This is a genomic window from Streptomyces echinoruber, from assembly GCF_014651135.1.
Classification (GTDB): Bacteria; Actinomycetota; Actinomycetes; order Streptomycetales; family Streptomycetaceae; genus Streptomyces; species Streptomyces echinoruber.
Genome location: NZ_BMWH01000016.1, coordinates 78,398 through 92,249 on the forward strand (window position 1 = coordinate 78,398; position 13,852 = coordinate 92,249).

Below are 13,852 nucleotides of genomic sequence, written 5' to 3' on the forward strand. Positions count from 1 at the left end.
CGGTGGCGGCTCCGCCCGCCTGACTACACTCACGTGGACGGGCCGCTGCCGCCACCGGCGCACCACGACGCAGTGAGGAACGCTCCCATGACCGACGCGAAGGACGCCCGCCGCCCGGCCGGCGAGCTGGAGGCGAGCGTCCTGGCCGTCCTGTGGGCCGCCGACGGGCCGCGCACCCCCGGCCAGGTGCAGCGCGGTCTCGGCGCGGGCCTGGCCCGCACCACGGTGACGACGATCCTGACCCGCCTGCACGACAAGGGCATCGTCGCCCGCCGGCGCCAGGGCCGCGGCTACGCCTACTACCCCGTCCAGGACCCGCAGGGCTTGACCGCCCGCCGTATGCACTCCGAGCTGGCGCGCGGCGGCGACCGCGAGCGCGTCCTGGCCCGGTTCGTGGAGCAGCTCAGCCCCGACGACGAGCGCATCCTGCGCGAACTGCTCGACCCGCGGTCCGGTGAACGATGACGGCCCTGCTGCTTGTGCCGCTGCTGCTGCCGTGCGCCGTGCCGCCGGCCGCCCGGCGCGCCCTGGCCCGCCTCGCCCCGGTCACCGCGCTGTGGGTGCTCACCGTCTGCGCCCTGGTGCTGGCCGCCTGCTCGCTCGCCGCACTCGGCACCTTCGTCCTGGTCGGCCTGCTCAAGCTGCCGGCCTGCGCCGCGCTCGGCGAACTCGTCCATCCCCTGCGCACGCCGTCCGACCTCGTCGTCGTGCCCGCGGCGGCGGTGTCCGTCGGCGCGCTCGCGGTGTGCGCCGTAAGCCTTGCGCGCAGTGCGCTGCGGCAGGCGCGGGCCTGGCGCGCCGCGCGCAGCGAGGCCGCGCGCGGGCCCGCCGCCGGCGACCTGTGCGTGGTGGACTCGCCGCACCCGGACGCGTACGCGCTGCCCGGCCGCCCGCACCGCATCGTCGTCACCACCGCGATGCTGCGCAGCCTCGACGCCGCCGAGCGCGAGGCGCTCTTCGCCCACGAACGCGCCCACAACCGCGGCGGCCACCACTACTTCCTCGCCGCCGCCGAACTCGCCGCCCACTGCCACCCCGCGCTGCGCCCGGTGCGCGCCGCGATCCGGCTCGCCGCCGAACGCGCCGCCGACGAGGCCGCCGCCCGCGCCGTGGGCGACCGGCGGCTGACCGCCCGCGCCATCGCCCGCGCCGCCCTGGCCGGCCGGGCCGCCCGCGGCAACCGCCCGGACGTGGCGGCGGCCGCCGCCGGCGGCCCCGTCCCGCAGCGCGTCGAGGCCCTGCTGGCCGGCCCGCGCGTTCCCCGGCCCTCCGCCGTCCGCGCCGCCGCCCTGCTGCTGGCCTGCGTCGCCGTCTCGTGTGCCGCCTCCACCACCGGCGTGGCCGAGGTGCACCACCGCGTCGAGGTCGCGCAGGGCGAAGCGCCCCGCTGAGGCCCGTTCCGGCCGCCGCACCGACCCCGGGCGGGAGCGGCTGGCGCCCGTGAAGTTTTACGTATAACCTCTCGCGTCGACCGCACCGCCGCCCCCGTCCCGGAAGGCCCGATGAGACGCATCGCCCTGGTCACCCTCGTCGTCGACGACTACGACGAGGCGATCGCCTTCTACACCGGCGCCCTCGGCTTCCGCCTCACCGAGGACACCCCGCGCCCCGACGGCTCCCGCTGGGTGGTCGTCGAACCCGGCGGGGACCGGCACGGCACCGGCCTGCTGCTGGCCCGCGCCCGGGACGGCGCCCAGCGCGCCCGGGTCGGCGACCAGACCGGCGGACGGGTCGGCTTCTTCCTGCACACCGACGACTTCGCCCGCGACCACGCCCGCATGACGGCCGCGGGCGTGGCCTTCCTGGAGGAACCGCGGCACGAGCCGTACGGCACCGTGGCCGTCTTCCGGGACCTGTACGGCAACCGCTGGGACCTGCTCCAGCCCACCCCCGACGAGCCCGACGAGGAACAGCACGCATGACCGCGCCCCGCATCGACACCGAGACCATCCGCCGGCTGCCCAAGGCGGTGCTGCACGACCACCTCGACGGCGCCCTGCGCCCCGCCACCGTCGTCGAGCTCGCGCGGGAGGCCGGCCACACCCTGCCCACCACCGACCCCGACGAGCTGGCCGCCTGGTACTACGACGCCGCCAACTCCGGTGACCTGGTGCGCTACATCGCCACCTTCGAGCACACCCTCGCCGTGCTGCAGACCCGCGAGGGCCTGCTGCGCGCCGCCGAGGAGTACGTCCTCGACCTCGCCGCCGACGGCGTCGTCTACGCCGAGGTGCGCTACGCGCCCGAGCTGATGGTCCGGGGCGGCCTGACCCTGGACGAGGTCGTCGAGACCGTCCAGGAGGGCCTCGCGGCCGGCATGGCCAAGGCGGCCGCCGCGGGCACCCCGGTCCGGGTGGGCACCCTGCTGTGCGGGATGCGGATGTTCGACCGCACCCGCGAGACGGCCGGCCTCGCCGTCGCCCACCGCGACGCCGGCGTCGTCGGCTTCGACATCGCCGGCGCCGAGGACGGCTTCCCGCCCGCCGACCACCTGGCCGCCTTCGAGTACCTGCGGCACGAGAACGTCCCGTTCACCATCCACGCCGGCGAGGCGCACGGCCTGCCCAGCATCCACCAGGCCGTGCAGGTGTGCGGCGCCCAGCGCATCGGGCACGGGGTGCGGATCGTGGACGACATCGTGGACGGCAAGCTCGGCCGCCTCGCCGGGTGGATACGCGACCGGCGCATCGCCCTGGAGATGTGCCCGACCTCCAACCTCCAGACCGGCGCCGCCGCCTCGATCGCCGAACACCCCGTCACCCTGCTGAAGGACCTGGGCTTCCGGGTCACCGTCAACACCGACAACCGCCTGGTGTCGGGGACCACGATGACGCGGGAGATGGCGCTGCTGGTCCAGGAGGCGGGCTGGACGGCCGAGGACCTGCGCACCGTCACCGTGAACGCCGTCAAGAGCGCCTTCCTCCCCTTCGACGAGCGCACCGCCCTGCTGCGCGAGGTCGTCCTGCCCGGCTACGACGCCGTGCTCTGAAGGAGCCCCTTGAGGTAGGCCGCCTGCCCGACGTGCTGCAGGTCGTCGGACAGGACGCTCACCAGCCGCACGCCCAGGCTGACCGGCGGGTCCCAGCGCTCGTCCACGATGCGCTCCAGGTCCTTCGCGCTCAGCCCGTGCAGCGCCGAGAGCGTCTGCTCGTGCACGGCGTCGTGGTAGCCGGCCAGCAGGCCGGCGCTGTCGACGCGGACCCGGGCGACCTGCGCGGGGGAGTGGCCGTAGCCCGTGTCGTCCCGGCGCAGGCCGAGCCCGAACCGCTTCTCCCAGCCCTGTGCGAGCCACACCTGCTCCAGGCCGAAGGCGTCGGCGACGTGGTCGTCCTGGACGCGGGTGAGGTGCCACAGCAGCCAGGCGACGGAGTTGGCGCCGGGCGCGGGACGGGCGTTGAGGTGCTCCGCGGTGAGGCCGTCGACGACGGCGTGGACTTCTTCCCGGATCCGGCCATAGCCGTCGATGAGGATGTCCTTCGCATGCATACCGTCCACCATGGCGCATCCGCCCGTCCCGCGCGTCCGGTGTCCGGCTTCCGCGGCGGCCGGGCGTCCGCCCGCCCGACCGGGCGGACGCGGGCGACCGGCGGGCCGAGGGCCGCCGGCTCCCGGGCGACCGGTGCGAACGCGCCTACCGGAGCCTGTCCTCCCCGATGCGCTGGCACCCGGCGCCCTCGGTCTCCAGCAGCCTCATCAGCGCCCGCGCCGCCGGGCTGGTGGCCTGCGGCGGCGGCAGCAGCGCCACCGTCTCGTACACCGCCTCGCCGGTGCCCTTCAGGGGCAGCGCGGTCAGCGACGGCCGCTTGTGCCGGAAGTGCCGCGGCACCACCGCGACGCCGAGGTCCTCGCCCACCAGGTCCAGCAGGCCGTGCACGTCGTTGACCTCCAGCGGCACCGAGCGCCGCACGCCCGCGGCGGCGAAGACCGCGTCGGTGACCCGGCGCGGCCCCCAGTCGGGGTGGAAGTCGACGAAGGGCTCCTTGCCGACGTCCCCGGGCGTGAGCGCGGCCCCGGCGCGGGCGAGCCGGTGGCCGGGATGGCACAGCACCGTCATCGGCTCGCCGGCCAGCGGCACCGAGCGCAGCTGATCGGTGTCCGCCCGCGTGCGGTAGGCGAAGGCCAGGTCGAGCCGTCCGGCGGCGACCTCCTCGGCCAGCGCGCACGACCCGGCCTGCCGCAGCCGCACCTCCACGTCCGGGTGCCGGCGCCGGAACGCCGCCAGCAGCCGCGCCACGTGCACCCCGGCGATGCACTGCTCGGTGCCCAGCGACAGCGTGCCGCGCAGCACGCCCTGCACCGCCGCCACCGCCTCGTGCGCCGCCCGCACCTGCGCCAGGATCCGCTCCGCCTCGCCCAGCAGCGCCCGCCCGGCCTCTGTCAGCGTCACCCGCCGTGTGGTGCGCACGAACAGCGGGGCCTGCAACTCCCGCTCCAGCGCCCGGATGGACGCCGACAGACCCGACTGGGACACCAGGAGCCGCTCCGCCGCGCGGGTGAAGTGCCGCTCCTCGGCGACGGCCACGAAGTGCTGGAGATGACGCAGTTCCACGACTGAGAAGCCTATGTGCTGAATCCCATCGGATTCTTCTGTTGGACCGCTGCGCCCAGGTCGCGCCAGAGTGGAGCGACGGTTTTCGGCGTTCTGGACCTGAGGGAGACGCGTTGTACACCCCGCACCCCGACCGCTACGCGGACATGCCCTACCGGCGCACCGGACGCAGCGGCCTGAAGCTCCCCGCGCTGTCGCTCGGCCTGTGGCACAACTTCGGCCCCGACCGCCCCGCCGCGGTCCAGCGCGCCATCCTGCGCCGCGCCTTCGACCTGGGCATCACCCACTTCGACCTGGCCAACAACTACGGCCCGCCGCCGGGCGCCGCCGAGTCCGCCTTCGGCGAGGCGCTGCGCTCCGACTTCGCGCGCCACCGCGACGAACTGGTGATCTCCACCAAGGCCGGCTACCTGATGTGGCCCGGCCCGTACGGCGAATGGGGCTCGCGCAAGCACCTGCTGTCCTCGCTCGACCAGAGCCTGAAGCGGATGGGCCTGGACTACGTCGACATCTTCTACTCGCACCGCCCCGACCCCGACACGCCCCTGGAGGAGACCATGGGCGCGCTGCACTCGGCGGTGCAGCAGGGCAAGGCCCTGTACGTCGGCGTCTCCAACTACTCCCCGGAGCAGACCCGGGAGGCCGCCCGCATCCTGCGCGAACTGGGCACCCCGCTGCTCATCCACCAGCCGCGCTACTCGATGCTGGACCGGCGCCCCGAGGAGGGCCTGCTGGACGTCCTCGACGAACTGCGGGTCGGCTCCATCGCCTACTCCCCGCTGGAGCAGGGCCTGCTCACCGCCCGCTACCTCGACGGCATCCCCGAGGACTCCCGCGCCGCGAGCGACAGCCCCTTCCTCACCGGTGACGCGCTCACCGAGGACCTGGTGGCCAGGCTGCGCGAGCTGAACGGCATCGCCGCCGCCCGCGGCCAGTCGCTCGCGCAGCTGGCGCTGGCCTGGGTGCTGCGCGGCGGCCGGGTCACCTCGGCCCTCGTCGGCGCGAGCAGCCCGCGGCAACTGGAGGACAGCGTCGCGGCCATCCGCAACCTCGACTTCGACGCCGAGGAACTGGCCCGCATCGACGCGATCGTCAAGCCGTAGCGCGCCGCACCGCGGGAGGAGGGCGGCGCGGCCGCCCTCCTCCCGCGTTCCGCGCGTGCGCCCGCCGGACGCGCGGTGTCGCCTTTCGGCCACGCAACGCGGTGAATATGCCAGGAGACTGGCCGGAAAGACGTGGTGACACTGATTCAGTAGTCAACATACTCAAAAGTCATGGGCGTCTCGCCGCCTCCGCACATCGTCAGGAGCCAGCCGAGCCGCCCGGGAGAGCGAGGCACGGCGAAGGCACCACCGGCGCACGACCGACGATGCGGGGGAGGGACGCGTGCACGACGAGTTCCTGTGCCATGTCACCGCGTACGGCGTCTGCGGCGGCCGCCGCATCGGCGTCCCCCTGGGCACCTACCGCGCCCCCACCCTGGCGCTGGCCCTGTGGTGGCTGCGCGACCGCGCCCTGTGGATCGCCGAGCGGCTCGACCCCCGGCCCGAGCAGGCGTACTACCCGCCCGGCGCGCTCGTCCCGGTCGCCGACACCGCCGCCGACGTGCCGACCGTGCTGCGGTCCTGGTGCGCCGACGTGGCGCAGCAGGAGCAGGTCGCCGACGAACTGGTCGCCGGGCACCTGGTGCGCATCGCCACCAGCGACGACACCACCGAGTACGAACTGCTCGCGGAGTCCGTGGACGCCCTGCGCATGCAGCGGATGGGCCCCTCCCTCGTCGTGCCCGCCTGACGCCCCCGGCCCCGCACCGCACAGGCACCCGAACGCGTGAACCGATGGCATCCGGGGCACGGCGCTACGGCCGGTCGTGCCGACCTCGCCTTCCGCGCCGTCAGGGCCGCCCCGCCGCCGAGGCCGCCGCGCCGCCGAGACCGCCGCGCCGGTCCGCGCCGGGCCGCGCCGGTCAGCGAGCCGTACGGCCGAGCCGCTCGGTCACCTCGCCGCGCCGCGGCACCGTGCGGGCCGGCAGCGCCCCCAGGAACCCGGCGGCCAGGCCCCACAGCACGGCCAGGCCCAGCGCCCGCCCCAGCTCCGGGCGCAGCAGCAGCCGCGCGGACAGCCCGCCGCCCAGGGCCGCGGCCCAGCCGTGCCGGGCCTCGGCCGGGGCAAAGGCGGCGCGCGCTCACACCGCCACGTTAAGCAGCCCCCGCCGGCCGCGCCCGCCGGGCGGCCGCGCACCGGAGGGGACAAGGGGACGCGGCGAAGGGCCGCGCCGGGGAGAAGACCTCGTGGGCGTCGAACCGCCGTCGTCGGGGACGTGACCGGAATCGCCGGGCCCGGCGGCAGGGACGGGAGGGGCGCCGGAGACCGTGGGGAGTGCGCGGCCCGGCTCGGGGTACGAGCACTGGTGCAGTAGCGACCGGCCACTCCGGCTTCGAGAGGGCTTCGAGAGAGAACAGCATGATCGACCACCTGGACGGGGCAGTGATACCGACCGGTTTCGACGTACCCGTGGAACCACTGCGGCGGGCGGCACACTTCACCGGAGAGCCCGGTTGCATCGCCGAGGCGCGGTCCTTCGCGGCGCTCTTCCTCGAACAGCTGAGGACCGAGTGGTGCGCGGAGATCGACCAGCGGGCCGACGGCGAACTGCTCCTCGTGGTGAGCGAGCTCGTGACCAACGCGGACCGGCACAGCGACGGGCCGTACATCCTCGAGCTGGAGGGCACCGACTCCGCGGTGACGGTGTGCGTCTACGACAGCAGCCCCGCCCTGCCCCGGCGTTTTCCCCCGGACCCGCGGCGGGTCGGCCGGCACGGCCTGGAGATCGTGCACGCGGTCGCCTCGCAGGTGACCGTGGAGCGGGTGCCGGTGGGCAAGCGGGTGCGCGCGGTCGTCGAGCTGAAGCGCTGATACCCGCGGACGATATCCGCGGACGGCACACGAGCCTTTCCGTCCCGTTCGTTCCCGTTCGTTCTGGTTTGTTCTGGCGCGTTCCGATCTCCGCCCCGGTTGCGCCTTCCGTGCCGGAACGCCGCACGGGTGGTGTCCCGCGTCCCGGTCTCCCGGAGCGGGGCACCACCCGTGCGGGTGCCGTGCGGCCGTGTGCGGGCGCGGCCGGGCGGACGCCGTCAGGCGCAGCCCAGCTCGCCCAGCATTCCCTCGCGCAGCCGTGTGATGATGCGCTTGATCAGGCGGGAGACGTGCATCTGCGAGCAGCCGAGCCGCTCGCCGATCTCCGCCTGGGTGGCCTCCTCCACGAACCGCATGTGGATGATCCGCCGGTCCCGCTCGCTGAGCTCGGCGACGAGCGGCGCGAGGGTCTGGAAGTCTTCGACGAGCCGGAGCCCGTCCTCCTCCACGCCGATGAAGTCGGCGAGGACCGCCTCGCCGTCCTCGGGCCCGTCCCCGGTGAGGGCGGCGTCCAGCGACGCGGAGTTGTAGCCGTTGGAGGCGATCTGTGCCTCGACGACCTCGCTCTCGGACAGGTTCATCAGGGTGGCGAGCTCGGCGGTGGTCGGCTCGCGGTCCAGGCGGCTGGAGAGCTCCTCGCGGGCCCGGGCCAGCTCCACGCGCAGTTCCTGCAGTCGCCGCGGCACGTGCACCGCCCACGTCGTGTCGCGGAAGAACCGCTTGATCTCGCCGACGATGTAGGGCAGCGCGAACGAGGTGAACTCCACCTCGCGGGTCAGCTCGAACCGGTCGATCGCCTTGATCAGGCCGATCATGCCGGTCTGGACGATGTCCTCCATGTCGTCGCCGCGGTTGCGGAACCGGCCGGCCGCGAACCGTACCAGGGACATGTTCATCTCGATGAGGGTGTTGCGCACGTACTGGTATTCGTGCGTGCCCTCCTCGAGTTCCGTCAGACGCTGGAAGAACTGGCGGGACAGCTCCCGGGCGTCCCGCGGGGCCACCGTCTTCGGGTCCACGACGCCCGGCAGCGGTCCGGCACCCGTCGGAGTGCCGGCGGTCTCCTCGACCGCCTCGGACCGGCTCACGTCAGTGGCGGCGGTGGCGGCGTCCATTACCTCTCCCACGAAAGTCACGGTGCGACCTTGTCTCGTCGACCTCTGCTCAGGCTCCACGTCGGGCTCTGCGTCCGTCCGTGCGTCACGGCCCGTGCGGGCCGCGCCACGCGCGTACCCGGGATCGCGGAAAGTATGCGTCTCACATCCGCGATGCTTCGGAACCGCTCCTCGTGCCGTCCGGCGTCCGCGCACCTCGTGGCGCGGGGACGTGCCGAGCGGATACCCCGGGTGACGCCCGTCATGCATTCCGCATCCGGCGACGGTGGAGAGCACCGGTACCGGTGGCCGCGTCCGCCCCGGGCGTCGCCCCGGGCTCCGGCGGTACGGCCGGCGCCCGGTGTTCGCGGCACTTCCGCGCCCCGCCGGAGACGTCCCGCGGCGCCGCCGTCGTTCTTCCCGCCTCCTGTGCCCTCTGCGTTCCTCCCGCCCTCCCGCGCCCTCCGCCCGGCTTCTCCCAGGGCGGAACGACGCCCCCTTCCCCGGGCGTTCGGAGCTCCTAGGCTGGGACGGTGAGCAACCAGGTGAGCAACCACGTGCCGAAGCCCGCCCGCCTCCTGTCGCCGCGCCCGCCCGCCGGGCGCCCCGACGCCTCCACCCACCCCGTGCCGCAGCGCCCCGACGCGGTCGCGCCCGCCCGCCGGGCGCCGCAGCGCCCCGACGCGGCCCCCGCGCCCCGCGAGCCGCTGTGGCGCGACCTCGTCGGAGAGGTGCTGCGCCGCGAACGCCTCGCCCAGCGGCGCACGTTGAAGGACGTCGCCGAGGCGGCGCGGATCTCCATGCCGTACCTGTCGGAGGTGGAGCGGGGCCGCAAGGAGGCCTCCTCCGAGGTCCTCGCGGCCGCCGCCCGCGCCCTCGGCCTGGGCCTGGGCGACCTGCTGGCCCGGACGCACGGGGAACTGGTGCGCGTCACCTCCCGTGCCGCGCACCAGGTCCGCCCCGTGCGCACCGCGCCGCGGGCGTCCCGCGACGGGCTGTGCCTGGCCGCCTGAGGCGCCCGGCGCGTCTCAGACGCCCACCAGCCGTCGGCTGAGCACCTCGTCGGCCAGTCCGTACGCCACCGCCTCCCGGGCGGTGAACACCTTGTCGCGGTCCATGTCCGCGCGCAGTGCGGCCACGTCGTGGTGCGTGTGCCGGGAGAGCACCTCCTCCACCTGCGCGCGGATGCGGATCATCTCCTGCGCCTGCAGCGACAGGTCGGACACCGTGCCCTGGCGCACCCCGGACGCGGGCTGGCCGAGCAGTACGCGCGCGTGCTCCAGCACGAACCGCCGGCCCGGGTCCCCGCCCGCCAGCAGCACCGCGGCCGTGGAGGCCGCCTGCCCCACACAGAACGTGGAGATCGGCGACCGCACGAACGTCATCGTGTCGTAGATCGCCATGAGCGAGGTGTACGAGCCGCCGGGCGAGTTGATGTACAGGGCGATCTCGCTCTCCGGCGCCGCCGACTCCAGGTGCAGCAGCTGCGCGATGACGGTGTTGGCCACCCCGTCGTCGATCTCGGTGCCGAGGAAGACGATCCGCTCGTTCAGCAGCCGGCTGAACACGTCGTACGACCGCTCGCCCTGCGCGGTGCGCTCCACCACGTACGGAACCGTGTACGTCCCCATCACCGCAGCCCCATCCTCGGCCGGGTGGCGGCCGGGCGGACGTCGACGAGCGACTCCACGACCCGGTCGACCATTCCGTACTCCTGCGCCTCCTCGGCGGTGAACCAGCGGTCCCGGTCGCCGTCCCGGGCGATCGTCTCCGGGCTCTGCCCGGTGTGCTCGGCGATGAGCCTCTCGATGGTCCGCTTGGTGTGCTCCAGGTTCTGCGCCTGGATCTCGATGTCGGCGGTGGTGCCGCCGATGCCCGCCGACGGCTGGTGCATCATGATCCGCGCGTGGGGCAGGGCGTAGCGCTTGCCGCGGGTGCCGCAGCTGAGCAGGAACTGGCCCATGCTGGCGGCGAAACCCAGGGCGAGGGTGGCGACGTCGTTGGGGATCAGGCGCATCGTGTCGTAGATGGCCAGGCCCGCGTGGACCGAGCCGCCGGGGCTGTTGATGAACAGGCTGATGTCGGTGCGCGGGTCCTCCGCCGACAGGATCAGCAGCTGGGCGCAGACCCGGTTGGCGGACACCTCGTCGACCTGCGTGCCCAGCAGCACGATCCGCTGCCCGAGCAGCTGCGCGGCCAGGTGGTCGTCGAACCGGGTCGGCGGGGTCTCGCCCTCCTCCGCCCGCGGCAGCAGGGCCGGCCACGGGCCCGCGGTGGGTGGGGTCATCGGTGTGCTCCTCGTGTCGTGAAAGTCGTGAAAGTCATGGGAGTTGTGGGAGGCGTAGGAGTCGTCGAAGCGGTGTGAGGGACGGCGATCGGCCGCGTGGACGCGACCGGTTGCGCGGGTGCGACCGGTTGCGCGGATGCGGCCGGTCCCTCTCGTCCCACTCTTGGCCCGCCGCCGCCCCCGGGACCCGTTTCTCTGCCCGCGGCAGATTCGCCGCGGGCGTAGCGCCCGCCCGGCCGGCGCCCCGTCCGGCCGGGCGGAAAAGGGCCGGGGCCGGGCGATGAGTTCCGGCGCGGGGCGGAGTCGGTACAGGTGACCGCTTTTTCCGCCCCACGAAGGAGGCCCCCCATGACCGACGACGGTTTCACCACGTGCCTGTGGTTCGACGGCCAGGCCGAGGAGGCCGCCCACTACTACGTGTCGGTCTTCAAGAACTCCCGCATCGGGCGCGTCACCCGCTCCACCGAGGCCGGACCGGGCCCGGCCGGCTCGGCGCTGACCGTGGAGTTCGTCGCCAACGGGCAGAAGTTCGTCGCGCTCAACGGCGGCCCGGAGTTCACCTTCAACGAGGCGATCTCCTTCCAGATCCACTGCGACGGCCAGGAGGAGGTCGACCACTACTGGGCCAGGCTCACCGAGGGCGGCGGGCAGCCCGGCCCCTGCGGCTGGCTCAAGGACCGCTACGGCGTGTCCTGGCAGGTCGTCCACAAGCGGCTGTTCGACCTGGTCGGCGACCCCGACCAGGAGAAGGCGGCCCGTGCCACCCGGGCCATGCTCGCCATGGGCAAGCTGGACATCGCCGCGCTGGAGAAGGCGCACGCGGGCGTGTGACCGGCGGGCCGGCGTGTGACCGGCGGCCGGGGCGCCGCGGCCGAGGCACCGCGGCCGGGGCGCCCCGCCCGGGGCGTCAGGAAAGGTCGTTGACCAGGACCGCGGCCCCGTCGAAACGGCCCGCCTTCAAGTCCCGCAGCGCCTGCGGCGCCTGCGAGAGCGGATAGGTGTGCGTCGTCGCCCGCACCCCGTGCCGGGCGGCCAGCGTCAGGAACTCCCGTGCGTCGGCACGGGTGTTGGAGGTGACGCTGCGCAACTCCTTCTCGTAGAACAGCTCGTCGGTGTAGTGCAGCGGCGGGATGTCGCTGAGGTGGATGCCCGCGACGGACAGCACGCCGCCGCGGTCCAGGGCGCGCAGCGCCGACGGCACCAGGTCCCCCGCCGGCGCGAACAGGATCGCGCCGTCCAGCGGCTCCGGCGGCATGTCCCGCGCGTCCCCGGCCGAGGCGGCACCCAGCTCCAGCGCCAGCCGCCGGGCGGCCGCGCCCCGCGTCAGCACGTGCACCGTGGCGCCCTCGGCGAGGGCGAGCTGCGCGCACAGGTGGGCGCTGCCCCCGAAGCCGTACAGCCCGAGCCGCCCGCCCGGCGGCAGCGACGTCCGTCGCAGCGCGCGGTAGCCGATGATGCCCGCGCACAGCAGCGGCGCGAGGGCGACGTCGGCCACGTCGCCGGGCAGGGGATGGGCGAACGCCGCCGGAACGGTCGTGTACTCGGCGTAGCCGCCGTCGGCGTCCCAGCCGGTGTGCTCGGAGGCCGGGCACAGGTTCTCCGCGCCGCGGGCGCAGTACCCGCAGGTGCCGTCGGTGCGGCGCAGCCACGCCACCCCCACCCGGTCGCCCGGCCGGAACCCGGTGACGCCCGCCCCGAGCGCCGCCACCGTGCCGACCACCTCGTGCCCCGGCGTGACGCCCGCCCGGCGCACCGGCAGGTCGCCCTCCGTCACGTGCAGGTCGGTGCGGCACACCCCGCACGCGCGCACGCGCACCAGCAGTTCGTCCTCGCCGGGCTCCGGCACCGGCCGGCGCACCAGCCGCAGGGGGTCCGCCTCGACCGGTCCCGGCTCGGTCACCGCCCAGGCCCGCATCGTCCTGCCGTCCGTCATGCCGTGCCCCGTCCGCCGTCCGTGTCCGCGTCCCGGTGCGGCCCGGGACCCCCGGGTGAGCCGGGATTCCAGTGTGGACCAGGGTGCCGGCGCGGACCGGGACGACAGCTCGGCGCGCGGTCCGGAACGGGCGTGACTAGCGTGAGGAAGCGGGTGGCCCCCCGATCCGCCGTCCGGCCCGGCGGCGCGAGACGGACGCGGGCCCCGTCCGAGCCGCCCGTCCGAGCCGCCCGACCGCCGACCGTCCGGGAAGGGACACAGCCATGGCCCCACCACCTGAGGGAACCCCCTGCTGGGTCGACGCGACGTTCCGCGACCCGGACGCGGCCCGGCGCTTCTACGGCGACGTCCTCGGCTGGAGCTTCCGCGGGGCGCGGTCGCAGCACGGCGACTACGTCCGGGCCTACGCCGACGGCAAGGCGGTCGCGGCCATCGTCCCGCCGCTGCCCGGCCAGGCCGCCCCGTCGCAGTGGTGCCTCTACCTCGCCTCCGCCGACGCGGCCGCCACCGCGCGGCGCATCCGCGACCACGGCGGCGAGGTGCTGACGGGACCGGTGAGGATCGGCGACTCCGGCACCATGTGCCTGGCCGGCGACCCCGGTGGCGTGGTCTTCGGCGTGTGGCAGGCCGGCCGCCACAAGGGCTTCGAGGCCACCGCCGGCCCGGGCGCCTACTGCTGGGCGGAGATCCTCACCCGCGAACCGGAGCGGACCGACGCGTTCTTCACCGCGGTCTTCCCCTACCACGTCCGGCGGATCGAGGACGACGCGACGGACTTCCGCGTCTTCGACCTCGGCGGCGACGGCGTCCTGGGCCGGATGCGGATGACCGACGCCTTCCCGCCCGGGACGCCGCCCTTCATCAGCGTCTACTTCACCGTCGCCGACTGCGACGACGCGGTGAGCCGGGCCACCGAGCGCGGCGGGGCGCTGCGCTTCGGGCCGGTGGACGGCCCGTTCGGCCGGGTCGCCGCGCTCGGCGACCCGCAGGGCGCGACCTTCTCGGTCATCGACGTCACCACCCGGCGCGGCGAGGCGCCCGCCATGACGGAGGTGCCGTAGCCGCGCACGGGG

At 74.7% G+C, this 13,852-nt stretch carries 16 protein-coding genes; 10 read left to right on the forward strand and 6 right to left on the reverse strand.

Going from position 1 to position 13,852, the window contains the following annotated elements:
• Positions 1 to 87: 87 nt before the first annotated feature.
• The 4 genes from IE225_RS19150 to IE225_RS19165 all read left to right on the forward strand — a co-directional run bounded on the left by IE225_RS19150 (position 88) and on the right by IE225_RS19165 (position 2,989).
• Positions 88 to 465, forward strand: a complete 378-nt coding sequence (locus IE225_RS19150; RefSeq protein ID WP_190058782.1) for a BlaI/MecI/CopY family transcriptional regulator — start codon at positions 88 to 90, stop codon at positions 463 to 465.
• Positions 462 to 1,391 (forward strand): M48 family metalloprotease, encoded by a 930-nt coding sequence (locus IE225_RS19155; protein WP_190058783.1) that lies wholly within the window; start codon positions 462 to 464, stop codon positions 1,389 to 1,391. Before IE225_RS19150 ends, IE225_RS19155 begins: the two co-directional genes overlap by 4 nt.
• A 111-nt stretch (positions 1,392 to 1,502) precedes the next feature.
• Positions 1,503 to 1,922 carry a VOC family protein gene (locus IE225_RS19160; protein WP_190058784.1) on the forward strand — a complete coding sequence of 140 codons (420 nt, stop codon included), beginning with the start codon at positions 1,503 to 1,505 and terminating at the stop codon, positions 1,920 to 1,922.
• Positions 1,919 to 2,989 (forward strand): adenosine deaminase, encoded by a 1,071-nt coding sequence (locus tag IE225_RS19165; RefSeq protein ID WP_190058785.1) that lies wholly within the window; start codon positions 1,919 to 1,921, stop codon positions 2,987 to 2,989. Before IE225_RS19160 ends, IE225_RS19165 begins: the two co-directional genes overlap by 4 nt.
• Here the strand turns inward: IE225_RS19165 and IE225_RS19170 are convergent.
• Together IE225_RS19170 and IE225_RS19175 are read right to left on the reverse strand one after the other, a co-directional pair.
• Positions 2,971 to 3,486 (reverse strand): mycothiol transferase, encoded by a 516-nt coding sequence (locus IE225_RS19170; protein WP_190058786.1) that lies wholly within the window; start codon positions 3,484 to 3,486, stop codon positions 2,971 to 2,973. The two genes, IE225_RS19165 and IE225_RS19170, sit on opposite strands and share 19 nt — an antisense overlap.
• A gap of 145 nt (positions 3,487 to 3,631) precedes the next feature.
• A complete protein-coding gene (locus tag IE225_RS19175) occupies positions 3,632 to 4,549 on the reverse strand; it encodes a LysR family transcriptional regulator (RefSeq protein WP_190058787.1) in 918 nt (305 codons plus the stop codon).
• Between the two features lie 113 nt (positions 4,550 to 4,662).
• Here IE225_RS19175 and mgrA point away from each other — a divergent pair, with 113 nt between their 5' ends.
• The 3 genes from mgrA (at position 4,663) to IE225_RS19190 (ending at position 7,465) form a co-directional block, all read left to right on the forward strand.
• On the forward strand, positions 4,663 to 5,652 hold the full coding sequence (gene mgrA / locus IE225_RS19180) for an L-glyceraldehyde 3-phosphate reductase (RefSeq protein WP_190058788.1): 990 nt from the start codon (positions 4,663 to 4,665) through the stop codon (positions 5,650 to 5,652).
• Between the two features lie 283 nt (positions 5,653 to 5,935).
• The gene (locus IE225_RS19185; protein WP_190058789.1) at positions 5,936 to 6,343 is read left to right on the forward strand and encodes a hypothetical protein; all 408 of its coding nucleotides are present in this window, start codon (positions 5,936 to 5,938) and stop codon (positions 6,341 to 6,343) included.
• Between the two features lie 669 nt (positions 6,344 to 7,012).
• A complete protein-coding gene (locus IE225_RS19190; RefSeq protein WP_190058790.1) occupies positions 7,013 to 7,465 on the forward strand; it encodes an ATP-binding protein in 453 nt (150 codons plus the stop codon).
• A gap of 218 nt (positions 7,466 to 7,683) precedes the next feature.
• Here IE225_RS19190 and IE225_RS19195 read toward each other — a convergent pair whose 3' ends face one another.
• A complete protein-coding gene (locus IE225_RS19195) occupies positions 7,684 to 8,580 on the reverse strand; it encodes an RNA polymerase sigma factor SigF (RefSeq protein ID WP_190058852.1) in 897 nt (298 codons plus the stop codon).
• A 524-nt stretch (positions 8,581 to 9,104) separates the two neighbouring features.
• Between IE225_RS19195 and IE225_RS19200 the strand changes: the two genes are divergently transcribed.
• Positions 9,105 to 9,572: a helix-turn-helix domain-containing protein gene (locus IE225_RS19200; protein ID WP_190058853.1), complete on the forward strand. Its 468-nt coding sequence runs from the start codon at positions 9,105 to 9,107 to the stop codon at positions 9,570 to 9,572.
• 15 nt (positions 9,573 to 9,587) lie between these two features.
• Here the strand turns inward: IE225_RS19200 and IE225_RS19205 are convergent, their stop codons facing one another.
• Positions 9,588 to 10,190, reverse strand: a complete 603-nt coding sequence (locus IE225_RS19205; RefSeq protein WP_190058791.1) for a ClpP family protease — start codon at positions 10,188 to 10,190, stop codon at positions 9,588 to 9,590.
• On the reverse strand, positions 10,190 to 10,846 hold the full coding sequence (locus tag IE225_RS19210) for an ATP-dependent Clp protease proteolytic subunit (protein ID WP_190058792.1): 657 nt from the start codon (positions 10,844 to 10,846) through the stop codon (positions 10,190 to 10,192). The genes IE225_RS19205 and IE225_RS19210 overlap by 1 nt, the downstream gene beginning before the upstream one ends.
• 348 nt (positions 10,847 to 11,194) lie before the next feature.
• On the opposite strand from IE225_RS19210, the gene IE225_RS19215 reads away from it, so the two are divergent.
• Positions 11,195 to 11,677, forward strand: a complete 483-nt coding sequence (locus IE225_RS19215) for a VOC family protein (protein WP_190058793.1) — start codon at positions 11,195 to 11,197, stop codon at positions 11,675 to 11,677.
• A gap of 76 nt (positions 11,678 to 11,753) precedes the next feature.
• On the opposite strand, the gene IE225_RS19220 is transcribed toward IE225_RS19215, so the two are convergent.
• A complete protein-coding gene (locus tag IE225_RS19220; protein WP_190058854.1) occupies positions 11,754 to 12,761 on the reverse strand; it encodes a zinc-binding alcohol dehydrogenase family protein in 1,008 nt (335 codons plus the stop codon).
• A 281-nt stretch (positions 12,762 to 13,042) separates the two neighbouring features.
• Here IE225_RS19220 and IE225_RS19225 point away from each other — a divergent pair, with 281 nt between their 5' ends.
• Positions 13,043 to 13,840, forward strand: a complete 798-nt coding sequence (locus IE225_RS19225) for a VOC family protein (RefSeq protein ID WP_190058794.1) — start codon at positions 13,043 to 13,045, stop codon at positions 13,838 to 13,840.
• The last annotated feature ends 12 nt before the right edge of the window (positions 13,841 to 13,852 follow it).

Coding starts and splice junctions, on each gene's coding strand:
- IE225_RS19150 (WP_190058782.1), top strand. CDS start 88: ATGACCGACGCGAAGGACGCCCGCCGCCCGGCCGGCGAGCTGGAGGCG.
- IE225_RS19165 (WP_190058785.1), top strand. CDS start 1,919: ATGACCGCGCCCCGCATCGACACCGAGACCATCCGCCGGCTGCCCAAG.
- IE225_RS19155 (WP_190058783.1), top strand. CDS start 462: ATGACGGCCCTGCTGCTTGTGCCGCTGCTGCTGCCGTGCGCCGTGCCG.
- IE225_RS19160 (WP_190058784.1), top strand. CDS start 1,503: ATGAGACGCATCGCCCTGGTCACCCTCGTCGTCGACGACTACGACGAG.
- IE225_RS19195 (WP_190058852.1), bottom strand. CDS start 8,580: ATGGACGCCGCCACCGCCGCCACTGACGTGAGCCGGTCCGAGGCGGTC.
- IE225_RS19210 (WP_190058792.1), bottom strand. CDS start 10,846: ATGACCCCACCCACCGCGGGCCCGTGGCCGGCCCTGCTGCCGCGGGCG.
- IE225_RS19225 (WP_190058794.1), top strand. CDS start 13,043: ATGGCCCCACCACCTGAGGGAACCCCCTGCTGGGTCGACGCGACGTTC.
- IE225_RS19190 (WP_190058790.1), top strand. CDS start 7,013: ATGATCGACCACCTGGACGGGGCAGTGATACCGACCGGTTTCGACGTA.
- IE225_RS19215 (WP_190058793.1), top strand. CDS start 11,195: ATGACCGACGACGGTTTCACCACGTGCCTGTGGTTCGACGGCCAGGCC.
- IE225_RS19205 (WP_190058791.1), bottom strand. CDS start 10,190: ATGGGGACGTACACGGTTCCGTACGTGGTGGAGCGCACCGCGCAGGGC.
- IE225_RS19170 (WP_190058786.1), bottom strand. CDS start 3,486: ATGCATGCGAAGGACATCCTCATCGACGGCTATGGCCGGATCCGGGAA.
- IE225_RS19220 (WP_190058854.1), bottom strand. CDS start 12,761: ATGCGGGCCTGGGCGGTGACCGAGCCGGGACCGGTCGAGGCGGACCCC.